The 25,146-nt window shown below is 61.8% G+C and carries 20 protein-coding genes and 4 pseudogenes; 14 read left to right on the top strand and 10 right to left on the bottom strand.

The window, feature by feature from the left end:
- Nucleotides 1-155: 155 nt before the first annotated feature.
- Together JEY66_RS43955 and JEY66_RS43960 are read right to left on the bottom strand one after the other, a co-directional pair.
- Nucleotides 156-551 (bottom strand): type II toxin-antitoxin system VapC family toxin, encoded by a 396-nt coding sequence (locus JEY66_RS43955; protein WP_018273805.1) that lies wholly within the window; start codon nucleotides 549-551, stop codon nucleotides 156-158.
- Complete coding sequence (locus JEY66_RS43960; protein ID WP_018273804.1) at nucleotides 551-796, bottom strand: type II toxin-antitoxin system VapB family antitoxin; 246 nt, start codon at nucleotides 794-796, stop codon at nucleotides 551-553. The genes JEY66_RS43955 and JEY66_RS43960 overlap by 1 nt, the downstream gene beginning before the upstream one ends.
- 1,773 nt (nucleotides 797-2,569) lie before the next feature.
- Here JEY66_RS43960 and repA point away from each other — a divergent pair.
- From repA to repC, 3 genes are all read left to right on the top strand, one after another.
- Nucleotides 2,570-3,784, top strand: coding sequence for a plasmid partitioning protein RepA (gene repA / locus JEY66_RS43965; protein WP_018273802.1), 1,215 nt, complete (start codon nucleotides 2,570-2,572; stop codon nucleotides 3,782-3,784).
- Entirely contained in the window at nucleotides 3,781-4,800 is a 1,020-nt protein-coding gene (gene repB, locus JEY66_RS43970) for a plasmid partitioning protein RepB (protein ID WP_018273801.1), read from the top strand. The genes repA and repB overlap by 4 nt, the downstream gene beginning before the upstream one ends.
- A 197-nt stretch (nucleotides 4,801-4,997) precedes the next feature.
- Complete coding sequence (repC, locus tag JEY66_RS43975) at nucleotides 4,998-6,233, top strand: plasmid replication protein RepC (protein ID WP_026193405.1); 1,236 nt, start codon at nucleotides 4,998-5,000, stop codon at nucleotides 6,231-6,233.
- A gap of 447 nt (nucleotides 6,234-6,680) precedes the next feature.
- Here the strand turns inward: repC and JEY66_RS43980 are convergent.
- Both JEY66_RS43980 and JEY66_RS43985 read right to left on the bottom strand, forming a co-directional pair.
- Nucleotides 6,681-6,889 (bottom strand): annotated as a pseudogene (locus JEY66_RS43980) (hypothetical protein).
- A 184-nt stretch (nucleotides 6,890-7,073) separates the two neighbouring features.
- Complete coding sequence (locus tag JEY66_RS43985; RefSeq protein WP_018273799.1) at nucleotides 7,074-7,265, bottom strand: hypothetical protein; 192 nt, start codon at nucleotides 7,263-7,265, stop codon at nucleotides 7,074-7,076.
- 211 nt (nucleotides 7,266-7,476) lie between these two features.
- Between JEY66_RS43985 and istA the strand changes: the two genes are divergently transcribed.
- Complete coding sequence (istA, locus tag JEY66_RS43990; RefSeq protein ID WP_026191872.1) at nucleotides 7,477-8,991, top strand: IS21-like element ISBj11 family transposase; 1,515 nt, start codon at nucleotides 7,477-7,479, stop codon at nucleotides 8,989-8,991.
- Nucleotides 8,988-9,797: an IS21-like element ISBj11 family helper ATPase IstB gene (gene istB, locus JEY66_RS43995; protein WP_016842034.1), complete on the top strand. Its 810-nt coding sequence runs from the start codon at nucleotides 8,988-8,990 to the stop codon at nucleotides 9,795-9,797. The genes istA and istB overlap by 4 nt, the downstream gene beginning before the upstream one ends.
- A 127-nt stretch (nucleotides 9,798-9,924) precedes the next feature.
- On the opposite strand, the gene JEY66_RS44000 is transcribed toward istB, so the two are convergent.
- Nucleotides 9,925-11,019: a DUF2235 domain-containing protein gene (locus JEY66_RS44000; RefSeq protein ID WP_018273796.1), complete on the bottom strand. Its 1,095-nt coding sequence runs from the start codon at nucleotides 11,017-11,019 to the stop codon at nucleotides 9,925-9,927.
- A gap of 647 nt (nucleotides 11,020-11,666) precedes the next feature.
- Between JEY66_RS44000 and JEY66_RS44005 the strand changes: the two genes are divergently transcribed.
- Nucleotides 11,667-11,978: a DUF736 domain-containing protein gene (locus tag JEY66_RS44005; RefSeq protein WP_018273795.1), complete on the top strand. Its 312-nt coding sequence runs from the start codon at nucleotides 11,667-11,669 to the stop codon at nucleotides 11,976-11,978.
- 61 nt (nucleotides 11,979-12,039) lie between these two features.
- A complete protein-coding gene (locus tag JEY66_RS44010) occupies nucleotides 12,040-12,339 on the top strand; it encodes a hypothetical protein (protein WP_041482968.1) in 300 nt (99 codons plus the stop codon).
- On the opposite strand, the pseudogene JEY66_RS44015 reads toward JEY66_RS44010, so the two are convergent.
- From JEY66_RS44015 to JEY66_RS44025, 3 genes and pseudogenes are all read right to left on the bottom strand, one after another.
- Nucleotides 12,323-13,833, bottom strand: a pseudogene (locus JEY66_RS44015) (ISNCY family transposase). The gene JEY66_RS44010 and the pseudogene JEY66_RS44015 sit on opposite strands and share 17 nt — an antisense overlap.
- 169 nt (nucleotides 13,834-14,002) lie before the next feature.
- The gene (locus JEY66_RS44020) at nucleotides 14,003-14,308 is read right to left on the bottom strand and encodes an HU family DNA-binding protein (RefSeq protein WP_018273794.1); all 306 of its coding nucleotides are present in this window, start codon (nucleotides 14,306-14,308) and stop codon (nucleotides 14,003-14,005) included.
- Between the two features lie 42 nt (nucleotides 14,309-14,350).
- Nucleotides 14,351-14,609 (bottom strand): annotated as a pseudogene (locus JEY66_RS44025) (WGR domain-containing protein).
- A gap of 774 nt (nucleotides 14,610-15,383) precedes the next feature.
- On the opposite strand from JEY66_RS44025, the gene JEY66_RS44030 reads away from it, so the two are divergent.
- The 6 genes and pseudogenes from JEY66_RS44030 to JEY66_RS44055 all read left to right on the top strand — a co-directional run bounded on the left by JEY66_RS44030 (nucleotide 15,384) and on the right by JEY66_RS44055 (nucleotide 21,352).
- Entirely contained in the window at nucleotides 15,384-16,145 is a 762-nt protein-coding gene (locus tag JEY66_RS44030; RefSeq protein ID WP_018273793.1) for a ParA family protein, read from the top strand.
- Nucleotides 16,135-17,115, top strand: a complete 981-nt coding sequence (locus JEY66_RS44035; RefSeq protein ID WP_018273792.1) for a ParB/RepB/Spo0J family partition protein — start codon at nucleotides 16,135-16,137, stop codon at nucleotides 17,113-17,115. Before JEY66_RS44030 ends, JEY66_RS44035 begins: the two co-directional genes overlap by 11 nt.
- A 421-nt stretch (nucleotides 17,116-17,536) precedes the next feature.
- The gene (locus tag JEY66_RS45660) at nucleotides 17,537-18,055 is read left to right on the top strand and encodes a plasmid mobilization protein (protein WP_018273791.1); all 519 of its coding nucleotides are present in this window, start codon (nucleotides 17,537-17,539) and stop codon (nucleotides 18,053-18,055) included.
- Nucleotides 18,052-19,116: a relaxase/mobilization nuclease domain-containing protein gene (locus JEY66_RS44045; protein WP_051110237.1), complete on the top strand. Its 1,065-nt coding sequence runs from the start codon at nucleotides 18,052-18,054 to the stop codon at nucleotides 19,114-19,116. Before JEY66_RS45660 ends, JEY66_RS44045 begins: the two co-directional genes overlap by 4 nt.
- Before the next feature lie 160 nt (nucleotides 19,117-19,276).
- Nucleotides 19,277-20,137 (top strand): tyrosine-type recombinase/integrase, encoded by an 861-nt coding sequence (locus JEY66_RS44050; protein ID WP_026193402.1) that lies wholly within the window; start codon nucleotides 19,277-19,279, stop codon nucleotides 20,135-20,137.
- 20 nt (nucleotides 20,138-20,157) lie between these two features.
- A pseudogene (locus JEY66_RS44055) lies at nucleotides 20,158-21,352 on the top strand (IS91 family transposase).
- A 286-nt stretch (nucleotides 21,353-21,638) separates the two neighbouring features.
- Here the strand turns inward: JEY66_RS44055 and tnpC are convergent.
- Entirely contained in the window at nucleotides 21,639-22,292 is a 654-nt protein-coding gene (gene tnpC, locus JEY66_RS44060) for an IS66 family transposase (RefSeq protein WP_309249068.1), read from the bottom strand.
- 579 nt (nucleotides 22,293-22,871) lie between these two features.
- Here tnpC and JEY66_RS44065 point away from each other — a divergent pair.
- A complete protein-coding gene (locus tag JEY66_RS44065; protein WP_018273787.1) occupies nucleotides 22,872-23,468 on the top strand; it encodes a reverse transcriptase domain-containing protein in 597 nt (198 codons plus the stop codon).
- Here the strand turns inward: JEY66_RS44065 and JEY66_RS44070 are convergent.
- Nucleotides 23,418-25,115, bottom strand: coding sequence for a recombinase family protein (locus tag JEY66_RS44070; protein WP_018273786.1), 1,698 nt, complete (start codon nucleotides 25,113-25,115; stop codon nucleotides 23,418-23,420). The genes JEY66_RS44065 and JEY66_RS44070 overlap by 51 nt on opposite strands.
- Between the last annotated feature and the right edge of the window lie 31 nt (nucleotides 25,116-25,146).

Here is a 25,146-nt window from a genome sequence, read left to right on the forward strand (position 1 = left end):
ACCCCGTCGACCGCCGTCCGCTTAGAGTCCTCGTCGGCCAGGTCGACTGTCGTCGTGGCTATCGGGCTGGCTTCCGAGCGCAGGCTCGGTGGCTTCGCGCGAATCAACGTTCATTACTTCTGCCACGCTCAGGCTCGCTTCGATAGTCGCGCTTGTCAGGCCGCCTCGATGTCGGTCTGCGGAAAATCGGCGCCCTTGAACATCAGCGGTTCACCGAGATGGCGGGCGCAGGCGTAGGCGAAACAGTCCCCAAAATTGAGCCGTGCCGGGTGTCGACCCTTGCCGTAGCGGTCGTATGCTTTGAGCGCGATGCGGGCTGTTTCGGGCGCCACGTTCACCATTTTGATTTCCATCAGCGCGAGATAGCTCTCGACCGCTTCGGCCGCCGCGGCGATCGGCAGATCGAGCACGCGGGCGATGGCAATCGCCGCCTCCCACACGGCCAGCGGCGAGGTCAACCGCGTTGTGCTTTGCTGCACGCGCGCCAGCAACTCGCGCGCCTCGTCTTCGTTGGTCAGCATCGCGGTGAGCGCCGAAGCGTCGATGAACATCAGGAATCCTCGTACAGGCTGTCGCGGAACGCCTTGTCGGCGGCTTTGCCGCTCTGCGGGTTGCCCTTCGCCCTCAAATCGCGACAAAACTGGACGCCCAGGTCGACCAAGGACGGCCTGCCCTGCTCGCGTTCGAGTTCATGGGCGAGCGCGGTGTGTACGGCCTCGGTCAGTCCGATTTTCTTTAACGCCGCGACCCTGCGGGCCAGCGCGTCGGTCTCGGGATTCTTGATATGGAAGGCCATCCGGCGCTCCTCTAGCGCGCATCGTGTATCCCTATATAACATTCCGGATACACCGCGTGAAGGCTGGTTACTCTCGGAAATCTGATGGAGAAGGTTGTAAGAGCGCACGGAGGCCGTAGACTTCTATGGTTAGCATTGTGTGAATGCCATCCTCGGGCCTTCCGGGCGCTTTTTCCCATCAAGACCACGCCATCATCTGGACGGGGGGCCGAGGACGACCTCGTCCCGGCTCCTGAATTCATCAGCGCGCGGATCAACGAGGGCCCGAAAGGCGCGCGTCGACGGCTGGACGGCACAGATTGTTGTCAGCTGACAACATCCATTTGCTTGGTAGGCCCAGGCTCTTGTTGTCAGCTGACAACAATCCTCCAGGGCCGGTTGCGACCTGAGACCGCAGCGCGAGGCGACTCTCAGCTCCCGATCGGCCTCATGGGAGTCACGCGAACCCGCGAGATTAGATTATAGATCCGCCTTGCGGCCTGCTGATGGAGTGCCGTCCTGAACTGGATGCTGTGGATCAGCTTCCTGACAGGCCGAATCGGGGCGTGAGCTCAGCCTGCTCTTCGGCTCGTTCTTCCCGACGATCTACGGCCATGGCTCGACCCCGATGCCGGCCGTGATCACGCAAGGTCCGGCGGCGCCTCCGCCTGCCCGACCGTGAGCCGCCAGCCTGTTGCGCAGGTCTGGACTAAGAGGATGTTGTCAGCTGACAACAGTCTGTGCGGCGTCCCCTATGGGACTACTTCCCCCTGCGATCGAAACGTTACGCTTAGGGAGAGATCCGATGCGGCGCGCTTGCCTCGAACTCGAAGGTCGGGATGCTATCGCGGGCAGCTGGACGCCAGACGTTAAGATTGGGCTCCGGCCCGGCGCGAGGTCGATCTGCCGCACGGCCGCGTCGGTGAAGGTGTTGGCCTAACTGCGCATTGGCCCCCTTCGGCGAAACAGGTCGCACGAGCGGCCGATGAGGAGGGGCCCCGCAGCGCAGGGTGGTGGCCGGCCTTGCGGCTGTTGATCCGGGAACAGCGAGCGCCAATGACCGGAGTGCACCTCCGTCGATTACTCTATGCTTGTTCGTTCGGCTGATTGGCGGAGACTTATTACCGTGTGGGCTTGCTTGTTGACCTGGCGAGCGGCGGCCCAGCGGAGTGCCGCAGTGGCGCGTCGATCCACACTGCGATGGCCCGGCGCGCTGCGGGACCTGGCGAACCAGCCCCACAAGATCCGGACGCTCACCACCGGCTCCGGCGCTTCAACCTGACGGGGAGGACGCTTTTCGGGGAGCCGTCGGTTCTGGGTATCGGGTGCGAACGACCCTGCCTTACGAGGGATACGATCCTCCGGGGGCAACGGCTTGCTGGCACGGGGAATAGAGATACCCACGCGGCATGGATCGACCGCTCTTCAAGCGCTGGTGCACGCTGAGTCGACCCCAGAAGCGAGGGTTTGCCGCGCATGGAAAGAGGCCCCGGCGCATCCGCACGATAGCAACACTGATCGGAGCAGCGGCTGGCATCGTACGAATGACGCTTGTGGAATCCAGGCGGCCTCGCCGAATCGCGCTATAGTAGAGGCTCCCCCGGCTGGCCGGGGCCATTGTTGTCAGCTGACAACAGGGCGACGCGTCCAAAAAGCCGCTGCTCGCAGTTGGGCACGCCATCGAGCGTTAAGAACTCGTTAACCCTTTATTTCTTGCTCAAATCATAGAATCGTGGCCATCTCTCAAGACGGATATTAGGCGTCTGACGCGCAGAAACCGTCTTGAGAAGGCAAATGACGACCTTAGCGGAAGATACGGTTACGATGAGCGAGACTGCGTCTGCGCGGATCTCTCGGCATGCCGGCATTCTTTCCGGCCAGCTTCGCTCGCTCGCGACGACACTGTTCCCGCCCTCAGCAAGCAAATCGCTCCGGTCGTTCACCTCAGGGGAGGTTGCGCGAATTGCCGGCGTGTCCGATGGATACCTTCGCCAGCTCTCTCTCGACGGACTTGGACCGACCCCAGCGACGGGGATCGGGGGGCGACGGTCTTACACTCTGGCCCAAATTCATGAGCTGCGCGGGTATCTGGCGACCGCGCGGCCCCGAGAAGCACTGGAATTTCTCCCGCGCCGGCGCCCGGGCGACAAGCTCCAAATCATCACCGTCGCGAACTTCAAAGGCGGCTCCGCCAAGACGACGACGGCATTGTATCTTTCGCAATACCTCGCCCTTGCCGGCTTTAGGGTCCTCGCGATTGACCTCGATCCGCAGGCTTCGCTGTCAGCAATGTTCGGGTACCAACCCGAGTTCGACATCGGAGCGAACGAAACCCTCTACGGCGCCATACGGTATGACGAGCACCGGCGGCCAATGCACGAGGTCATTCGGCCGACCTATTTTGACGGGATAGGTCTCGTGCCCGGCAATCTCGAGCTCATGGAGTTCGAGCACACCACACCTCGAGCCATGGTCGAGCGGCGTGAACGCGGGCACGACCTGTTCTTTCGTCGCGTCGCCAGCGCGATCGACCAGGTCGCCGACGACTATGACGTCGTGGTCGTCGACTGCCCACCCCAACTTGGTTACTTGACCATGGGCGCGCTAAACGCGGCGACCGCGATGCTCGTGACCATCCATCCTCAGATGGTCGATGTTGCGTCCATGAGCCAATTTCTCCTCATGACGTCGGACCTCATGTCCGTCATCGAGGAAGCTGGCGGGCGACTCGATCACGATTTCATCCGGTACGTCATCACGCGTCACGATCCCAATGACGTGCCCGAAGCTCAAATCGTGGCTCTCCTCCGGACTCTTTTTGGATCGGATGTGCTTCAGGCCACAGTGTGGAAATCGACCGCGATCGCCAATGCTGGTCTCACCAAGCAATCACTTTACGAGCTGGAGCGCGGCGCCGTAGGGCGGGGCGCCTACGACCGGGCATTGGAATCGGTCGACGCGGTCAATGCCGAAATCGCGCAACTTCTCAAGAAGGTGTGGGGTCGATGAGCAAACGTACTGACACCATCAAGAGCCTTTTCACGGCCCCGCAGTCACCTGCGTTGTCAGCTGACAACGTGCCGGGAGCCTTGCCACGGGTCTCGTCCGGCTCAGTCCGCTCGTTGAAGGACACTTTTTCCGGAGTTGAGAAAGAGAACGAGGAGCTGCGTGAAAGGATTGCCTCCGGGGCGATGATCCTTGAAATCGACCCCTCGCTTATCGATCCGTCACCGCTAGCCGACCGGTTTCGCGACCAGGATGACAGCTCGTTCGAGGCACTTAAGCAGTCGATCGCACAGCGTGGTCAAGAGGTGCCCGTTCTCGTTCGGGAGCATCCTGAAGCAAAAGGGCGCTACCAGAGTGCGTATGGTCACCGCCGCGTCCGCGCCACTCGCGAACTAGGCATTTCGGTCAAAGCGATCCTGCGAGCGCTGTCAGATGAAGCGCTCGTCGTGGCGCAAGGACTCGAGAACGCACCACGCGAAGATCTGAGTTTCATTGAGCGCGCCACCTTCGCGATGCATATCGAAGATGCCGGGCATAGCCGGTCAATCGTGCAAGATGCGTTGTCGATCGATCGTGCGGAGGCCTCGAAACTCCTTGCCGTGGCCCGGTCAGTTCCAACCGATGTTATTCAAGCAATCGGGAAGGCTCCGAAAGTTGGCCGCGGTCGCTGGCAGTCATTCGCTGAATTGATCAAGGATGCCGCGGCGCTCAAACGTGTCAGAACGGCGATCGCTGAACCGAAATTTGCAGAGCGAGAAACCGACGCCCGGTTTCTTGCCGCATTCACAGCGGCAAGCCGTCCATCCTCTGCGGGGACATCGAAGGCTTCCGAAGAGAAGCCGGTCTTTTCCGTATCCGGCGACAAGATTGCGCACGTGCGTCAGGCCGAGCGCGAATTGAAGCTTACCCTTGACAAGAATGTCTCGGCGACATTCGCGGCATTTCTTGTCGACCAGCTCCCGGCGCTGTTCGAGGCCTTTTCCAAGACGAGCAGTGGTCAGGAAACTACCGAGGCCTGACGGCCTCGTCCCGTAAACACGAACCAGGAGCAGACAAGGCAAAAGAAAAAGGCCCCCGAAACGGAGTTCCGGAAGCCCTTCTCTTCAAGTTTGGCGACTGACAGAGAATCACTTTCGCGAATCGCAGTCAAGAGTTTCTACGCGATTTTATCGTCGTTTCGGCGAGCAGGTTTCCTTTGCCCAGCTGAGGCAAAGACATGCAGTCACACTCTCCAGCGACGCCCTTTGGGCGGCGATCATTGACGCTTGCCCATGTGGCAAGCCAGATGGTCGCAACCGAACGCCCTCCCGAAAAGATCGTTCACAAATGGAAGATCTTCCACGCCATCTGCACGGCACGGCCGCGCCTTGGCGTGTCGGAGCGCTCGCTCTCGGTGTTAAATGCGCTCCTGACCTTCCATCCCGAGACCGCGCTCACAGGGGAGGATGATCTGATCGTCTTCCCGTCGAACCATCAGCTCAGTCGGCGGGCGCACGGCATGCCGGCATCGACGCTGCGGCGTCACCTGGCTGTGCTGGTCGACGCGGGACTGATCGTTCGGCGCGACAGCCCTAATGGCAAGCGCTATGCGCGGAAGGACGATGCCGGCGAAATCGTGCTTGCCTTCGGCTTCGATCTGTCACCGCTCGTCGTGCGCTCGGAAGAGTTCGAGAACCTGGCGGCCGATATCGAAGCAGAAGCCCGCGCCCTCAAACTGGTGCGTGAGCGGATTACGCTGTGCCGGCGCGACATCGCGAAGATGATTGCAACTGGCATCGAGGAAGGTGTCCCGACGCGAAGGGTAGGGCAGGGGGGGCCTGCCGACTGGCAGGAGGTGCATGCCGCCTTCCGCGCAATGGTCGCCCAGATTCCGCGCACCGCGACGCGCCAGGAGCTCGAGCCGATCGCCGACGAGCTGTCGCAACTTGCTGACGATGTGCTCAATCTTCTGGAAACGCATATCAAATCCAAGAATCCGAGCGCCAATGAGTCCCATTCTGAGCGCCACATACAGAATTCAAATACAGATGCCTCTACTGATCTTGAACCTCGCCTCCGAAAAGGCAGGGCGGCGAGAGCCGAGCCTAAACCTCAACCATCGCGAGTCGCCGAGGGTTCGTATCCGTTGGGAATGGTCCTGAGTGCATGCCCAGACATCGTCGATTATGCGAAAGGTGGGATTTCGAACTGGCGCGATTTCTTCGCCACGGCGGCTGTTGTGCGGTCGTCGCTGGGGATCAGCCCAAGCGCCTGGGAGGAGGCGCAAACCGTCCTGGGTGAAATGCAGGCGGCGGTCGTTGTCGCCTGCATCCTGCAGCGTGGCACCGCGATTAGATCGGCTGGCGGCTACTTGCGCGGGCTGACGCGGAAAGCGGAGGCTGGAGAATTTTCCCTTGGGCCGATCCTGATGTCGCAGATCAACACCCGGCTCCATGAAAAACGGACGGCCTGACGGATGGGTAAGCGTCTCTGTGCGCCATCGCCTCGGCTCGGGCTGACGCGTCGTGGTCTGAGCTTGCGGTTAAGGTCGAATGGAGCCTTGGCAGCGGCGTCCAGTCCCCATCAAGCGCCGGGCAGAAGACTGGCGCCCCCGAGATCGTCCGTGCGGCGATTGCGCACCCCCGGGTCATGCGCCGGCGGCGGGGTCGGATCGCGAAGCTGTTTTACCGAGCACGCCGCTCTGCCGACTGACCGGGACCCGCGGGGATGGCTGTGGCGCCTCAAGAAACGTCAGGCCGACGCTGCGAACGATCTGCCTCCCAGCAGAATGCAAAGCGTGGGCGGCGAGGTGGCCTCTGGACCGACTAAGACAGTTAGTGAACCGTCGCCTCGGTCGATGGAAGACACGGAAGACCGACGATCCGGCCGCGATCGAACCAAGTTACCGGGATGGGATTGGTCAAGCTTCGCCGGAGCCGGAAAACAGGAGGGTCGGCGGCGTCGCACGCGGCGGCGGGATGGACCGACGGCTCCGGATCCTGGTCTGCTCTTCAGGTCGTATCGCTGGGCCAGGTCGAGTAGCCGCCGCCTGGTGAACGGGTCCGCATTCTCGGCCAAATCGCTCGCCCGCTGCGCGAAGCCCCTGTAGAAATTCTTCCACGACGCCACCCCCGCAACTTCACTGAAGGCTCAATTTCAATCCTGACTGGCTGCGCCATCAAGCGATCGGGACCTAACCGGACAGATTTCGGCGCCTATCGTCGAAGGCGTGGGCCTGGTGGCCTAGCGGGTTCTTCCCGGAACTCCGGGAAGCCGCTCGTGCACGTCGCGATCTCTTTGCCGCCCCGAACTGCTATGGATCGGGCACGGCTACGCTGGGATCGTCGGCGCGGACCGAGCTCTGCAACTGGCCCGGATCCACGTTTTTGCGCTTAGCCCATTCCACGAGGTTCTGCGGCCGGTAGGTCGGATCGGCCCGCCATCGTTTGAAGACGTTGGCGTCGACGGTCTCGTTAATGTTGGTGTGAGTTCCGTCGTCGCGCACGTCCGGCGCTGCGCCTGCCGCGCGGCGAACAGGATGGAAGTGGAGCGTCGACCATGATGAGAGGGCTACGCCGGGCTCGTGACGCAGGGAGGGCGTAGCCCGACCGGAGTTACGAGCCCGGCGTCGGCGCGATCCACAGCGGACCGCGCCGACTGGTGATCGCGGCCGGCTGGTTATGCAAGTGGTTCTTCCGCCAAGAGGAATCACTCGCGTGCCAGGCCGACACATTACCGATCACCAAATGAGGCTCTACATGAAGTACCGTCAGACCGATAGCCCGCCCGTGGCCGCCGCCAAGGCGTCGTTCAGCACCTCGACCGCTTACCGGATCGAGCAGGATCGACGCCTTCCGTCGCAGAAGAAGGCTCCTCGCGGCCGTCGCCGGCCAGATCCCTTGGCCCGCGTATTTGAGACAGAGATCGTGCCGATGCTGAAGGCCGCCCCCGGTGTGCGGCCGGTCACGATCTTCGAGGAGTTGCTCCGACGCCATCCTGAGCTCGGCGCCGGCATCCGTCGCACGCTGGAGCGCCGGATCCGGGCCTGGCGGGCGATCCACGGCGAGGAGCAGGAGGTCATCTTCCGGCAGACCCACGAACCCGGTCAGCGCGGCCTGTCCGACTTCACCGACATGGGCGAATTGGGTGTCACGATCGCGGGCGTGCCGCTCGACCATCGTCTCTATCACTTCCGGCTGGCCTATTCCGGGTTTGAGCACGCCCATGTCGTGCTCGGCGGTGAGAGCTTCATCGCTCTGGCCGAAGGCCTGCAGAATGCCTTGTGGTCACTCGGTGGAGCGCCACGGGAGCATCGCACCGACAGCCTGTCGGCCGCCTTTTGCAATCTCGACCGCGACGCCAAAGACGATCTGACGCGGCGATACGAAGACCTCTGTGCCCATTACGGCATGCGCCCCTCCCGCAACAATCGTGGCATCGCCCACGAGAACGGGGCGATCGAGAGTTCGCATGGCCATCTCAAGCGGGCGGTCGGCGACGCGCTGTTGCTGCGTGGCACCGCCGACTTCGACGATCTCGCTGCCTATCGTGGCTTCATCGATGAGATCGTCAGCCGCCGCAATGCCCGCAACGCCAAGCGGATCGACAGCGAACGTACCGCACTTCAGGATCTGCCGGACCGCCGCACGTCGGACTATGAAGAGGTGATCGTCCACGTGACATCGTCCGGCGGCTTCACCTTGCGCAAGGTGTTCTACACGGTGCCGTCGCGCTTGATCGGCCATCGGCTGCGGGTGCGCCTGTATGACGATCACCTCGACGTGTTTGTCGGCGGCACGCATCTCCTCACCTTGCCGCGCGGGCGGCCGCATCCCAATGGCAAGCACGATCAGGTCGTCGATTATCGGCACGTGATCCATTCCTTGCGGCGCAAGCCGATGGCGCTCCTCAACCTGGTCTACCGCGACCAGCTGTTCCCCCGGGAAGCTTACCGCCGAGCCTTCGACGTCTTGCGCAAACGCTTACCGGACAAGAAGGCCTGCCGGATCATGGTCGATCTCCTCGCACTCGCCCATGAGCGCGGTTGCGAGGCCGAACTCGCCGATCAGCTCACGGCCGACCTGAACGACGGCCGGCTGCCCGACCTCAACCGGCTACGTACTCACTTCGCCCCGGATCCCGCCCAGATGCCGAACGTCGTGGTGCGCCTCGCACCGCTCGCCACCTATGAATGCCTCATCGGTACTGCCGAGATCGGAGGTGCCGCATGAGCACAACCAACGTAGTCGACACCGCGCGCCTCAATCTGTTGCTCAACGAGCTGCGGCTGCCCGCCATCAAGGTGCTGTGGCCGCAATTTGCCGAGCAGTCCGATAAGGAAGGCTGGCCGGCGGCGCGCTTCCTCGCCACCATTGCAGAGCACGAGATCGCTGAACGCAGCCGTCGCCGCATCGAGCGCCATCTCGTCGAGGCGCGGCTGCCCACCGGAAAGACCTTTGACAGCTTCGACTTCGAAGCCGTACCGATGATCTCCAAGGCGCAAATGACCGCGCTCGCCGCCGGCGACGGCTGGTTGAACAAGGGCGCCAATCTGCTGCTGTTTGGTCCGCCCGGTGGCGGCAAGAGTCACTTGGCAGCAGCAATCGGCTTGGCTCTCATCGAGAACGGATGGCGCGTCCTCTTCACCCGCACCACCGATCTCGTGCAGAAGCTCCAGGTGGCGCGCCGCGAACTCAACCTCGAGGGTGCCATCAACCGCCTCGATCGCTTCGATCTCGTTATCCTTGACGATCTTGCCTATGTCACCAAGGACCAGGCCGAGACCAGTGTGCTGTTCGAGCTCATCAGCGCACGCTACGAGCGACGCTCTTTGCTGATCACCGCCAATCAGCCCTTTGGAGAATGGAACAAGGTCTTTCCGGACCCAGCTATGACCCTCGCGGCGATCGATCGCCTTGTTCACCACGCCACCATCGTCGAGATGAACGTCGAGAGCTATCGCAGGCGGACTGCCCTCGAGCGAAAGCGTGGTCCAGGGCGGCCACCGGAGCACGCGACACAAAAAACGCTCGCTTGATTGACGCTCCGCGACAATCAAAGCAAACAAAACTCTTGCGCGCGACAATCATCGCGGCGATCATCATCGCGCCGCGACACTGACTCGCCATCCTGATCGCCGCGCTCTTCCGACCCAGATCGTCGCGCTATACTGCGCCAATAGTTCGATAAAATGGCCGCGGAGAGATGATCTGGTAGGCGCCGTACATGAACGCCCTGTAGGAGTTCGCAATCTTCGCGGTGACGGAGTCGCCGTCCAGATCGACTTCCGACCGGAAAGCCAGCCCCTGCGACTCCGCCTTCTTCATCAACCAGCGCAGCGGGGGCTGCGCGAGCAGATCGGTTTCGTAGCCGCCGCCGACATTGGCGTGCGCGCCCACGAACCAACGTTGTTCGACGCTCGAAAGTGGTCGCGGCTTGGCGGTGCTGCGATGGACATCCCAGATCGTGGGCGCGAACTTGGCGCGATGCTCATCGATGGCGAGCGCGTGATAGCCGTTCTGGATGGGAAGACGCAATCCTGTCTGCAGATAGTCGAACTGCGAAGTGCTGATGCCGGTGAAGTCGCCCGCCGCGATGCCTATCGAGCCGACGGTATCCCACACGCCCACCACCTTGACGTTTACAGGCCGCGCGTATTTGAGCAGCCACTTCTCTTGGTCAGATATCTTGGCGATGTCGCCGGCCGCCTCGATCTCCTTCAGCTTCCAGATCGTCTCCTCATCGCCCCTTTTGTAACGATCGAAGAGTTCGTTCACGCCGATCGGCGAACCCTGCTGAAGTAATCCGTCGATGGCGATCAGGCCCGCCAGCGCTCTGGCGGTGTACGCGCCGCGGCTGAAGCCGAAGATGAAGATCTCGTCTCCGTCCCGGTAGTTTTCGATCAGCCACTCGTAAGCCAGGCGGATGTTATCATCGAGTCCTTGCCCGAAGGCACCGCCCAGAAAGCCGTTCACACCGACGGAATAGTAGATCAATTGAGGCTTGCCGTCCTTGCCCGTCGGCGCGCACAGAGAGCGCATGCGCCACACGTTCGTGTTGGTGTCGACGCTATTCCACGTACCGTCGAGAAAGACCGCCAAGCGCTTCTGCTGCTGCTGATCCACGCCGGCGAGGCTAGATTGGTTGCCGCCCTTTTCCCCCGGGCGGCCGATGAAGACGCCGATGGCGATCATCCCAGCCAACACGACCAAGAGAATGAACGAATGCGCGATCCGCCAGACCGAGTGCCAAACTTTCATTCCTCACCTCGATTGTCTTGGGGGTGGTTAGGATGGAACTCATTCGGCCTCGGCAGGGCTTGTCGTCAACCCCGCCGCGAGTAGATCCACAGTTACTCGTGTTGCTCATGGGGCTTGGCGCCTGGCCCCCGGCGGGCAGGGAACGCTTCCGGGGCTGCAGACGGATTCGACGCGGACGGCAGCGACTGGACGCGGGGGCGGGATCCTGTCGGCGGCTTCTCCTCATGCTGGCGGACCGGGGCAAGCCGGATCGACGAGAGGAAGCATCAGATAGTTGGCCTGCTTAAAGTGAACTGCGTTTTGCGCCTACGCCCGTTGCATTGAGATCCGAATGACTGAACCGATTGGGGCCGCCTGTCTTCATTCCATTTTTCTTCGCGACGGGCGCGCCCATCTGCGTCCTCGATAGAGGCTGGTCTGACCGAAGGCCGATCCCGCTTCGCGGGCTCTCGATCTTGCCCCCGCAACGCCCGTCCTCGACTTTCTTCCCCTGGCGCTGCGCGCCATTCCTCGCGGTTCAAGAAAGTCGCTGCCGGCCGCCCTCCATTTCATTTCGGCCCTGTGGGTGCAGGTCGATCGCCTCCGGTCTCACGACCGCCATCGAGGTCGCGATAGGCGCGGCCCGAGAAAACCAAGGGAATGAGACAATGGCTACCATCGGCACCTTCACCTCCACGGGCAATGGCTTCTCCGGCGCGATCAAGACGCTCAACCTCAACGTCAAGGCCAAACTGATCCGCGTCGAAAATCCTTCCGACAAGGGACCGCACTTCCGCATCTACTCGGGCAACGTTGAGTTGGGTGCGGCCTGGCAGAAGACCGCCAAGGACACCGAGCGCGACTACCTCTCCGTCAAGCTGGACGATCCGAGCTTCCCCGCACCGATCTACGCAACCCTGACCGAGGTCGAGGGTGCGGAAGGCCTCCAACTGATCTGGTCCCGGCCGAACCGGGACTGAGCTCAACTAGCGGGCTCCGCCGCAAGGCGAAGCCTGCTTCCCTTCGACAGGAGATGCGTTCATGACCATCGACACCATTGAAGAATTGCGCGCCGAGCTGCGCGAATGCGTATTCACGCCAGCGGAACGCAAGGCGCTCGAACGCGAGCTAGCCGAACTCATCCGCCAACGCAACTATAGCGCGACAATCAGGATGAGAGCGCGTATTGCCTCACGTATCGATGCTCCCGGGCCCGATCGGTTGCCTCATTTATTTTGCTCCTGGCTTGGGTTGAGGAGGAGGCCGGGTGCGGAGATGGCCGGGGTTTCGGAGCCCCCGGCCTCCTCCGCTGGCAGCCGGTACATCATTGCGCTGTCGTGACCTCTGACCTTGGCGGCATTTTCTCCGTAGGAGCGAACAGCAGCGCATTCGCTTGCTCGCTGCGCCAGGATTTAAGCCGCCGTTGAAGCGTTCGAAGAAGCTTGTTCGGGTAGGCTCCAGGATATTCCACCTGTAGACGGGAGAGCAGTTCGCTGCCAGTCCGCCAGGGCTCGGCTTCAAACCATTTTCGCAAATCTGGCGTTGCGCGAATGAGCGGGTCGGGACGACGCCGGCCTCTTTTCGCCTTCACGATTGGCCGATCCGTCGGTCGCATAGCTCCGTCCTTCCAGGCCGTTCGCAGGCTTGCCAGGAAGCGATCGGTCGATTGCCATGCCGCAGCAGGATGGGCGATTGGTTGGGTATCCGCGAGGGCCGCGAGGCGCTCCTGGGCGTCGCGGATGTCGCGCAACAACGCGACCGGATCGAGAGCGGCATAGATTTCTTGGAGATGGTGGCGGACTGCGTCAGGCGTGCGGGCGTCGGCGGCCAGGCGCTGGTGGGGTGTTTCCGGCGCGCTGTATGTCTTGCGCACACGAGCACCGCGCTGCTTGGCTATCAGCTTGAACGAGGGTTGGAAGAAGTTTACGAACAGCCGCGCTGCTCGATAGAGTTCTGCCAGCAGCTCGGCCGCTTCCAGGCCTTCGAACCGACGATAGCCGACCATCCTGCGCACGACCGCGCCGTTCTTCTGCTCGACGAACGCCTGGTCATTCTTCCGGTAGGGACGGCAACGCGTGAAGACAATGTTGGCTGCCTCGCAATAGCCTTTCAGCGTCTCGTTCATGAACACCGTATCATTGTCAGTGTCGAGGCCGAGCAGCGCAAAAGGCAAATGTTTGCGCAATTCCGTCAGCACCGTGCTCAACAGCGTCTGTTCACGCACGATCAGGGGAGCGCACTCTGTCCAGCCGGTAGCAATGTCCGTGAGCACGAGGGTCTGGATAAAGCTGCCGCGCGCAGATGGTCCGCTATGCGCTACAAGGTCAGCCTCGACGAATCCTGGCGCCGGATCGTTCCAATCCGCCGACGTCCGTATTGGAACACTGCGACGCAGAGAATGCGCTGTGTGCCGCCGGCGTTTGCGACCCAACTTTTCTCGGATCGGCACCAATACGCGGTCGATCGTCGCGGCGCTCATCGCCAAAAGCTTGGCGCGGATCTCGGGGCAAGATCGAGGTGGCCATGCCGTCCCATCGCCTCAATCAGCGCAGGCATTAACGCCTTCAGCCGCTTCCCGCAGATCCGGTCCGACGCTTCCCAAAGGAGCACGAGCGCGTTGTGTTCTGCCTCATTATAGATCCGACGTCGCGGCCGTCGGCCTGGGCGTGCGTCTTCCTGGCCTCGAAGTAGTCGCATCGCATGCTTGCGATGAAACCCAGTGATGTCGACGAACTCGTCTAATATTCGCGCCTTCTTCGCGCGATCCGAATGCCGATAACGCACGCCTGCCGCCGCCGTCAGTTCCTTCCGCGTTGCCATGCTCAGCCGCCCCATCTGCGCCCCCGCTCGTCCCCGATCCAGGGGAGCAATTTACGTGAGGCAACGGCTCAGCATCCGGTAACAATTAAGGCGAGGCAATGCGGAGTCTCACCCTGATCGCCGCCGCGCACGCAACGAAGCTTTCGCAGCCGAGGAGGGGGAATGAGCTCCCTCGTCTTACGTATTACGATGCTCCGCCGATAGGGTCAGCTGCTCCATTGAGAACGTCCTTGATAGCTTTGGCAGGCGTAAAGGTCAGCTTCTTGGAAGCTGCGATCGCAATCGTTGCGCCGGTCGACGGATTGCGGCCCTCGCGGGCGGAGCTTTCCTTAACCTTGAACTTGCCGAACCCGGGAAGGCTCGTCTCGGCCCCGCTCACGGCCGCATCAGCGATGGCCTTGAACACGCTATCGACGATGGCTTTCGCCTGAGCCTTGGTCAGGTCGTTCTCGGTTGCAATCTTTTCGGCGATCTCATTGGCGGTCGTCATGGGATGAGCTCCATCTTGTTTCGATTTTGCTCGGTCTGACATCTAGGGACGGGAACAGATAGAGCCGACATCACAGGCGGAGCCGTGGTCCCCGAACAATTCCCAGACTATGGCCGCTTTTCGTCCACCGCGCCTCCGCTTGGCACGCTCCAGCCGTCGGAACGCGTCGACTGCCTCTGCACTGCCATCGAAGGTCTGCACCATGGTCTGGCCATTCGTGCCGATCCGGCCCCAACGGCGCATTAGCGACATTTCTCCGAACATGGTCGGCTGCGGGGACAGCGCATAGAAACCGCCGCATATTGCGCGCGGCATCGATGCGGCGCAGATGAAGCGGTTCTGGTTCGGGTTTCGGCACGGACGGATTCTTGCTTCCTTCAAGAGCCGTCCAATGAGTTTTATGAATAGAGCGGGCAGATCATCGATAGGTCAATTACGCCGGAAATGCTGGGACCCGTCGCCGGATTAAACCTCTCCTCAACGGAGTCTTCGCTATCGGCACGCGTGCGTCACAATGACTAGGTTGCAATTGCGCCGGTCTTTATCGCAACAGCAGGCGATAAGAGATCGGCCGTTGATTCAAAGCGTCCTGCGGCAGTGCTTGGCGCAGTGTCGGCACTTTTGTCGCCTCACTGGACGGTCGACACGAATCTTTCTCGCGATAGGCAGAACGTATTTCCCATCGATGCAGATAGTCGTCGCATAAAAGCATTCGTATCCAGCGGGTCCACTCTTACAGCAGTGTCCGCTTGGGCGAGCCCCTTCGGGGACGGCTCTACTCGCGCCGCCGCGGCGACGCTCCCGGAGCCCACAAGCGGTCTCCGCGCATTCGCGTGACGATCCTCTCGCGACCGTGCCTCAGCAACGAGCATGAGCCCAGTCTCGCTTGCCAGAATTTGCTCGTCCCGATGCCTATGGACCGACCTGACTCTTCTGGCAGGGGATTCGCTGGATGAATTTGGGGATCGTTCCCACGATCGGATTCGCAGTCGCTGTTGGTTCAAACCAACATCCCCTGTGTCATGACGGACGAGGATATGCCTCTCGCGCCATCAGACCCATTTCGGACCTTAATATGAAGACCATAGTCATCAACAATCAAAAAGGCGGGGTCGGCAAGACGACCGTCGCTGTGCATTTAGCTTGGTACATGGCGGAAACGAATCTCCGCGTTCTCGTGATCGACGTTGATGCGCAGAGCAATGCGTCGGATACGCTGAGGCACTACGCTGGTTCAACGTTAGCCGCGGATTTGTTCAAGCCGGGAATGCGGGTCGTACCCAGAGACGACGAAAGCCTAACACTTGCGCCGGCCGATAGCTCACTGACTGATCTCGATCGCAGCGATGCAGCCGCCATAACGACTCTGCAAAGGAACCTCGCCATCGCGTCGGATCAGTTCGATGCCTGCGTCATCGATACGCCGCCGTCACTTGGACTTCGCAGTGTCGGCTGCTTGGTTGTGGCGTCGCATGTGCTGGCCCCCATCTATCTGGAGGACTATTCGATCAAGGGCGTCAAAGGTCTGATGCAAACCGTTATCGGCGTGCAGAGGCGCTATGGCCGCCAGGATACGAAGTTCCTCGGGCTGCTGCCCTCGAACTTCAACACGAAATCGCCGCGTCAAAGGATGCATCTTGAGCAACTTTTGCGCGAGGCTGGGAAATATGTGTTCCCAGGTCAGATCGTTGCAAGGGACGGCTATGCTGAAGCCGTCGCGGAACGCCTGCCGGTCTGGAAGCTGAAGCGCCGCTCTGCGCAGGAGGCTGGTCGGGAAATCCGCGATGTTCTCGCCAAGATCGTCGCGCAGATGGACGAGTCGGCCCATGGCGCTTGATCTCAGCTTCAAGCAGCTCATCGCGGCTGCGGAAGATGGTGCCGCCACAATCGGGCAACCGACCTGCATCTCTATCGACCGCATTGACGAAGATCCGGACCAGCCCCGTCGCAGCTTCGATGAACAGAAGCTCGACGAGCTTGCGCAATCGGTCCTTCAGCATGGAGTGCTGCAACCGATCGTGCTGCGGCAAGCGACCGAGGAAGGCCGGTACGTGATCGTCATGGGTGCGAGGCGGTATCGTGCTGCTAAGCGCGCCGGGCTCCGTGACATGCCGGCTTTCATTCATGCCGCTGGTTCTGCGGATCGCTATGTTCAGATGATCGAGAATATCCAGCGCGATGACCTCAATGCCCCCGAAATTGCGGCGTTCATCGCGGACCGCTTGGCACAGGGTGATAACCAAGCCGACATCTCGCGCAAGCTCGGGAAGCCTAGGGACTGGGTGTCTCGCTACGCGTCGGTCCAGAATATGCCGGAGTTCCTTCGGTCGAAGCTTGCCGGCTCATCAATCCGGGCTGTGTATGAGCTCTACCAGGCTTGGCGTGAGCAGCCCAACGCCGTCGAGACCTTATGCGCAGCCCAGGAGAGCTTCACCGACGCACACGCCCGTCAGCTGGCCCGCAAAATTCGCAGCGAAGTCCGCGGCTCTCCTGCTGATGGCGAAGGGCCGCCTGGAATTCAACCCGCACGAAACCCGATCGCACCGCAAGTGGAATTGCGACCCATGGAGAGAGCCCGCGTGACGGCGATCGCGGAAAAGCGCCTCAACTCTTCGGACGATCGGAACGAGCGAATGAGGACATCGCTGACGATCAGAGTGCGTCACCAAGATCGCACGGGCTGTCTCCTAATCGATCGACTCGCGTCTCAGGGCTCACGCCATGCCGTGCTGCTGATCGATGGCGCAGAGGAGGCGGAAGAGGTTCCAGCATCGACCATCACAATCGAAGAGATCCAATCGGCATGAAGCTGCTCAACAGCCTCCTCAGAAACACTGTTCCGGTTGGTGCGCCAGCGGAGCGGATTTCCCATCCGAAGGATGGCGCGTTGGCGCAGCAGCCGGAGGCCGAACGCGCCCCCCACAGCGCTGTAGAGAGGCCGGAGGCCGCTGGAAAGCCGCGGTCCGCATATTCAGTGCTCCTATTGCCGATCTGCACGCCCGGCGTCCCTGGAGAAGAAGCATTAGGGTTGACGGCTGCGTCATCGCTAGAGGAGGTCTCCTCATCGATCGGCGGCTGGGTTAGATCTCATCGGCAGCAACGCCCGAGCCTTGAATGTCGAGCCCGTTGGTTTGAACCAACATGGAGGGGACGGAAAGTTTCGCGCTTTTTAGTGCAGGATAGGCTTTGCGCCAGCGATGTATTACATCGCGATTGGGATTGGAGTGCATGGCTCTGATCTCGCTTCGCGTCTCCGACGAAGTCGCGGCGGCGTTCTCAGCTGTTGCAGCCACCCAGGGCGGCAAATCCGCGCTGCTGCGGCGTCTCATTGCTGATGCACTGAGTGCACCAACGCCGCGTATCTTGGCCTTGCCGGTCGGACGGCCGGAAAAGGTGACGGTGCGATTTCGCGAGAGCGAGATGCGGCAGCTCGCGGAAGTTTCGCATCAGCGTGGCATGACGCGAACCGGTTGGATCGTCGCGCTGGTGCGCTCACGGCTGGGGTCGCCCGTGCAGCATTCCCCAAACGAGCATGAGGTGCTTCGCGCGATCGTGCGCGAGCTCAACCGGATCGGCGGCAACATCAACCAGATCGCGCGGGCCGCAAACACCAGTGTGCTGCAGGGCAGGGCGGTTGAGCCCGATCTATCGGTAATTCAAGAGGCCAGATCGGTCATCGAAACAGAGCTTGCACAATTGCGCAATGCGCTCAATGGCAACGCGGATTATTGGGAAGGGCGGCAATGAGTCGGCGCTCCTCGTCGCGGCCGACCGACCTGGTCTCCGACCTTCCGCCGATCTCGTATGTCTGGGAAACGCCCAATCGGCGCCCGCGGCGAGCCGAGTGGGATATCACAGATCCGGTCGCTCCGAGCAGCCTTACGCCGGCGATGCGTGCAAAGCTCGAACGCATCGTGCGCCGAGCACCAGAGGTGATGGTCAAGATCACCGGTCGCACCAAGGACGTGGCACATCTCAAGTCGCACCTCGCATATATCACGCGAAACGGCGAGCTCGATGCGGAAACAGAGCAGGGCGCGACGCTCGCGGGTCGTTCCGGATTGAAGGATCTGCAGCAACGTTGGGAGGATGACGCTGGCCTCGATGACAAGCGCCGCCGCGACGGGTCGCTTTCGGTCAACATCATTCTGTCAATGCCGGCTGGTACCGATGCCGTCGCGGTCAAGGATTCAGCTCGGGCATTTGCCATCGAGACGTTCGGCTATAATCACGACTACGTCTTCGTCCAGCATCTCGACGACAAGCATCCTCACGTGCACTTGACCGTTCGATCGCTGGGCCACGACGGCAAGCGCCTCAACCCGCGCAAGGCGGATCTTCAGGCCTGGAGGGAACGATTTGCTGGCGAACTCCGGCTTCGCGGAGTCGCGGCGGAGGCAACCCCGCGGCGAACCCGCGGACGGGTCCGAAAGGCAGATCGCGGGGCGGTCCTCGCTATGCGCAAGCGAAGTATCACGCCCGATGTCGATCGGCTCGCCCGTAAGGAAGTGCTTTCGGAGGTAAGGGGCGGCAGGAATTCCAAACATCCATGGGACGAGCAGATTAAGTCACGTCAGGACGCGATCCGGCGGCGTTATCTCGACTATGCCGCCGAGCTACAGCGCTCCGGAGCTGCAGGAGATCACGAGCTCGCCCGCCAGGTTAGGCAATTCGTTGACGACATGCCTGCTATCGAAACTCGCCGGCATGCGCTGAAGAAAGAGCTTTCGGAGCTGGCCAGTAGCCGGCGGCGAGACGAGAAGCAGGACCGGCGCGACAAAACACGAGGCGATGAGCGGATCAGATAGGTTAGGTCAGGTATTCTCGAGCTAGAGCACGTTGTTTTTTACCGGAATCGGGATTGAACGAAGCCGCTGCCGCGGCGTGAGAGGCAAGGTGGCGTAGATCGCCTCCTGGCTGAGAGGATGTGGGTGTTGGAGCCCATCCCCCTCAGACAGGAGTATCGAGATGGCCGATTTGAGCCCTCTTCGCCGCCGCATGATCGAAGACATGACCGTCCGCAATCTGTCGCCGGCGACGCAACGATCCTACATCAGCGCGGTTTCGAAGTTCAGCCGCTATTTTGGCCGATCGCCTGACCGGTTAGAGCTGGAAGACGTCCGCGCCTTCCAGGTGCATCTGGTCTCGACCGGCATCTCATGGCCGGCGCTGAACCAGATCGTCTGTGCGCTACGGTTTTTCTACGGCGTTACGCTCTGCGAGGCGCTGATCCCGGAGCGCATTCCCTATGCGCGAGAACCGCGCAAGCTGCCGGTCGTGCTCAGCGCCGACGAAGTGGTTCAGTTCCTCGAGGCCGTGTCCAGCCTGAAGAGCCGCGCCGCGCTCACCACGGCCTATGCGGCCGGACTCAGGGCCTCCGAAGTCGCGGGACTGCGGATCGAAGACATCGACAGCGCCCGCGGCGTCATCCAGGTGCGCCATGGCAAGGGCGCGAAGGATCGCAACGTGATGCTGTCGCCCCAGCTGCTGGGCATCCTGCGCACGTACTGGCGGCTCGCCCGGCCGCGGCTTTATCTGTTCCCTGGTCGTGACAAAGATCATCCGATCGATCAGACCGTGTTGCACGCCGCCTGTCGGTCGGCGGTGAAGGCTGCGGGCCTGACCAAGCGCGTCACGCTCCACACGCTGCGCCACAGCTTCGCGACGCATCTTCTCGAGAACGGAACCGATATCCGGATCATCCAGGTCTTGCTCGGGCACAATAATTTGTCGTCGACAGCGCGCTACACGCAGGTTGCCACCCATACGATCCGGGCGACGCAGAGCCCGCTCGACCGCCTATCGCTGGAGGTGACGCCACCTAGATGATCCGCGGCGGGATGCGGGTGATGATCCGCCCCGACAGCCGCTGCAACAGGCCCGCCATCGAGATTGCCGATATTCTGCGCCGGCATGGCGACACCTATCGCCGTGTACATGCCGGTCATCTCGGTCGGGTCGAGCGGCGCGTGATGAGCGCGATCGTGGCGTGCCGGACCGAGGCGCTCGGCGGCCGGCGTCGCCTATAATTCTTGCCGCAACCGGCACTGTCCGAAGTGTCAGGGGCCAGCCCGAGCCGCGTGGCTCGCCGCGCGAGAAGCCGACCTGCTGCCGGTTCCCTATTTCCACATCGTCTTCACACTGCCGGCTCCGATCGCCGCGATCGCCTTTCAGAACAAGGCCATCGTTTATGCGATCCTGTTCAAAGCCGCCGCCGAGGCAATGTCGACGCTCGCCGCCAATCCACGCCGGCTCGGCGCCGGGATCGGCGTCGTCGCCGTCCTCCACACCTGGGGGCAGGCGCTGACGCACCATCCCCACGTCCACTGCGTCGTGCCGGGCGGCGGCCTCTCGCCCGATAGCGCGCACTGGATCGCCAGCCGACCAAACTTCTTCCTGGCCGTCAAACCGCTCGCCCGGCTGTTCAGACGCCTGTTCCTCGAACGTTTGACCGCCGCCTTCGACGCCGGCACCCTGAACTTCTTCGGCGATCTCGCATCCCTGGCCGAGCCTGCTGCCTTCGCAGCTCACCTCGTCGCTATGCGGCGCATCAGCTGGGTCGTCTACGCCAAACGGCCGTTCGGCGGCCCCGCGCAGGTGCTGGCCTATCTCGGCCGCTATACCCATCGCGTTGCAATCGCCAACAGCCGGCTCGTAGCCCTCGACGAGGATCACGTCGCCTTTACCTGGAAGGACTACCGCCAGAATGGCGCGACAAAGATCATGAAGCTCGAGGCCGACGAGTTCATCCGCCGCTTCCTTCTTCACACGCTGCCCGATGGCTTCCATCGCATCCGCCACTTCGGCTTCATGGCCAACGGCCATCGCGCTGCCAAACTCGCCCTCTGCCGCAAACTTCTCGATCGTGAGCGGACACCGCCAAACGATGGCAAGCCGTCGCCTGTGGATTCGGACGCTCTGACGTGGGCCAAGGTTTCCGCCTGTCCTGATTGTGGTGGCGTCATGCGCATCATCGAGCGCTTTCGACACAGCTTCAGTCGTTCCGGCGCACCAACCCAATCGTTCCGGTGCGACACATCGTGAGCCAATTCATGCCGTGCACGAAGATCATCATTCGTCATTATGATCCCATCGTCTCGATCATCGCAGACGCTGCCGAATCCGTGCGGCCAAACAGCGCGCCGGAAACTATTCGATGCAGCGGGCCATCGATCGCTACAGCCGGTAAAATGCTCTCTGTCTCAAGTTGCCGCCATTGTAAGCGACGTTCGCGTCCCATTCGCAAAGGTTTGGCGTGGGGATTGCAGTCTGTTGATCAACGTGTTTGCAAATCGTTGGCGGGGGGTATGGAGGCGGCAACGACGGAGAATTACGAGGTGCGGCCGAACGACCAGGGCAGGAGCTCGTCGATCCGGGACTGCGGGTGACCGGTTGCGATCGCTTTGAGCGTCGCTTTCATCCAGACGTAGGGCTCCACGCTGTTGATTTTGCAGGTGGCGATGAGCGAAGCTATGCGCGCCCATGAACGACCACCTTCGTCGTGACCAGCAAATAAACTATTTTTACGCGTCAGAGTCAGCGGCCTGATTTGATTTTCGACGGGATTGGTGTCCATCTCAACGCAACCATCGTCGAGAAACAAGGTGAGGCCATCCCAATGGTTCAGGAGATAGGCGATCGCCTTGCCCATCTCGCTGCCCGGCGACAGGCGAGCGGCTTGCTCGCGCAGAAACCTCTCGAGTTCAGCGACGAGCGGCCGTGATCGCTCGTTACGGGTCGTTTGCCGAGCCGGGGCGTCGGCGCCACGGATCTCCTTCTCGATCGCATAGAGTGCGGCGATGCGCGCGAGGACGGCTTCGGCGATGGGTGAGCCGGCTTTCGGAGTCGCTGCGATGATCTTGCGCCTTGAGTGGGACCAACTTGCGTCAGGATAAGTCCTGGAAAGGAGGAAGAATGTAGTCTGAAACCTTTCAACGTGACCCAGAGGGTTCGACGCCCTCCCGGCAAAGGCGGAGCCCGCCAGCCGGAAGCGAGTCTTGCATGGGTGACGGCAACGTCACTCGTGAAGCGTAGACAGCGGGTACTGAAGCCCTGTGACCAGCCTCGAAATCACGGTCGTGCTGAAGCCTTCGCCGTGTTGGATCCGGGGGCAGCACTGGGAAAGCCGCTATGGCCAGGCTGACCGGTTCGGCCGGGGTCTCTGAGCAGGGCAAAGGTACGGGATGGGACACCAGGAAACCTGAGAGGTCCCGTTTGTGCCCACATGGGAAAGCCGGCACGGAGCACCGGCCACAGCAACGCTCCAGGCCTGATGACCGACTTGGCGAGCATCGGGAGCGCGCACGCGAACACGAAAACACCAAGGCATGTGGAATCCCGAGGTGAAGACATAAGCCGACGGACGCGCGCGGCGGGGAGTCGTAGCGGCTTCGTAGTACCGAGGAAGGCGGGGAACTGGGCTCACCGGGACCCGCTCGAGGGAAGGGAGCCGTCACGCGTTAAGACCCATTGACGAGAAACACGGGAGGGAACGCTGAGTCCCACGAACCTGTCCACGAAACGACAATGGATAGCCGATCTGGCGAGGAAGAATCCCAAGCGGGTGCTGACCTCGCTGCATCACCTGATCGACTGTGAATGGATGCTCGAGGCCTATCGCCTGACGCGCAAGGATGGCGCGCCCGGCATCGACGGCATGATGGCGACGGACTATGAAGCGAATCTGGAGGCCAATCTCGGTGATCTCCTGGCGCGCATCAAATCCGGACGTTACATCGCGCCGCCGGTGCGACGGCACTACATCCCGAAGGCGGATGGGACCGAACGGCCACTCGGCATCCCGACATTGGAAGACAAGGTGGCGCAGCGGGCGATTCTCCTGCTGCTGGAGCCGATCTACGAGACCGACTTCTTGTCGTGCTCGTACGGCTTCCGACCGGGACGATCGGCCCATGATGCCCTACATGCCCTGCGTAATGGGTTCATGGAGCAAGGGCTGCGCTGGGTGGTGGACGTCGACATCTCGAAATACTTCGACACCATCGACCACGCGCACCTGCGCCGATTCCTCGACCAGCGAGTCACGGACGGCATCGTCCGGAGGATGATTGATAAATGGCTGAAGGCAGGGGTGCTCGAAAAGGGCGTCCTACGCCGCACGACTGGCGGAACGCCCCAAGGCGGCGTGATGGTTCCCTGAACGCAAAAGATAACTTTGCGGTGGGGGAGCGGTCACGGAGCTATTGGCGGCGCCGGGCGCCTTTCCACCGGGAGGGGTGGGTGGGAGGGGGATGGAGTGGCGGATGACGATCTTGTCGTCGCCAACGAGGACTTCCTTCACGAGAAGGCGCAGCACGCGTTGGCGTTCGATTATATCGAGCGCGCCGACGGACGAGCGGAGGCGCTCGAGGAAGCTAGTCACGGATTCAGCGAGACGCAGACAAACCTCCTGCTCCTGCGATTGGTCTTCGATCGCCTGCAGCGCCGACAAGCAAGCCTGTTCGCGGCTACGCAAATCGGGCATGCGACTGCGCAGCTCTTCAAGTGAGAGAAGGCTCTCTTGATAGGCCGTGAGGAGACGCTCGATGCTTTTCCGGGAGCGCGCAAGATCGCGGCGAAGCGTTTCCTCCCGGCGCTGTGTGGGATCGGAGTTGCGCGCCGCCTTGAGCCGGCGCTCAAGTTCGTCTTCGATGAGCTGTCGGTCTTCAAGTAAACGCGCGATCTCTTTCCATACCACCTCGTCCAGCAAATCCTGGCGCGTCGGGCGACTGTCGCAGACCGGCCCGCCGAGCCGGCGCCAGCCATCCGAGCCCAAGCAGCGGTAGTAATGGATGGTTCGAGCGCTCGACCTGGTCGAGGTGCGATAGAGCCCATAGCCGCATTTGGCGCAGCTCAACAATCCTTGCAGGGCGCTCGGCGTGATCGTGCGTCGCGGGGCATGCTTCTTGTTGGCTTCCAAAAGCTCGTTCGCCAATGCGAAGGTCTCTTCGCTGATGATGGTCGGCACAGGGATTTCGATCCACTCTGTGCGAGGAAGCTCATGATTTGCGCTATTGCGAGGAGCGACGCCGCCGCGCAATCGCAACGGCCGCGTCACACGCATGCGCGGCGCGATCCGCGTCTTGCCAAAGCAGGCCGTTCCTTTATACGCGGGATTGCGCAGCATCGCCCAGACCGTCGAGCGCTCCCAGCGGCCTGTTTCTTTGGCTGTCGGAATCTGGCGCTCATTGAGCAGGCGCGTGATGGCGCCGATGCTGTGGCTTTTTGCGGTGTAAAGCTCGTAGACCCAGCGCACGATACCGGCCTGTCGCTCGTCGATCTCATAATAGGCGGCAGAGTGATCGGTCTTGCGCTTGTAGCGATAGCCAAACGGAGCGCCGGAAAGCACGCTCACTTGGCCTTGAAGGGCGCGATGGCGCTTCCCTCGCCGCGACCGTTCCAGGATTTGCGCGCGTTCATATTCGGCGATCATGCCCTGAAACTGCAGCAGCAGCTCGTCTTCCGGCGTCGCTGCCCGTCTCGAGCGAATGAACAAGACTTCGACGCCGGCGCGCGCGAACTCTTCGATAAGAAGGATTTGATGCGCATAGCGCCGGCTCAGCCGATCGGGAGCGTAGACGAGCACGGCTTGGATCCGCCCTTCTGCGGCGAGGTCGCGCAGTCGTTCAAGTCCGGGGCGCAACAAGCTCGCGCCGCTATAGCCGTCGTCTTCGATCACCCATTCCGCCGGCACGTCGCAGTTCTGCTCGCGCGCGAAAGCGATCAGCGCGCTCGTCTGACTGGCGATCGTGTTCTCCTCCTTCTGTTTGTCCGACGACACTCTGGCGTAAATCGCGGCGGTCTTCATCTTCGCCTCCCGTCACATCGGCGCCAGCGCG

It is taken from the genome of Bradyrhizobium elkanii USDA 76 (genome assembly GCF_023278185.1).
Lineage (GTDB): Bacteria > Pseudomonadota > Alphaproteobacteria > Rhizobiales > Xanthobacteraceae > Bradyrhizobium > Bradyrhizobium elkanii.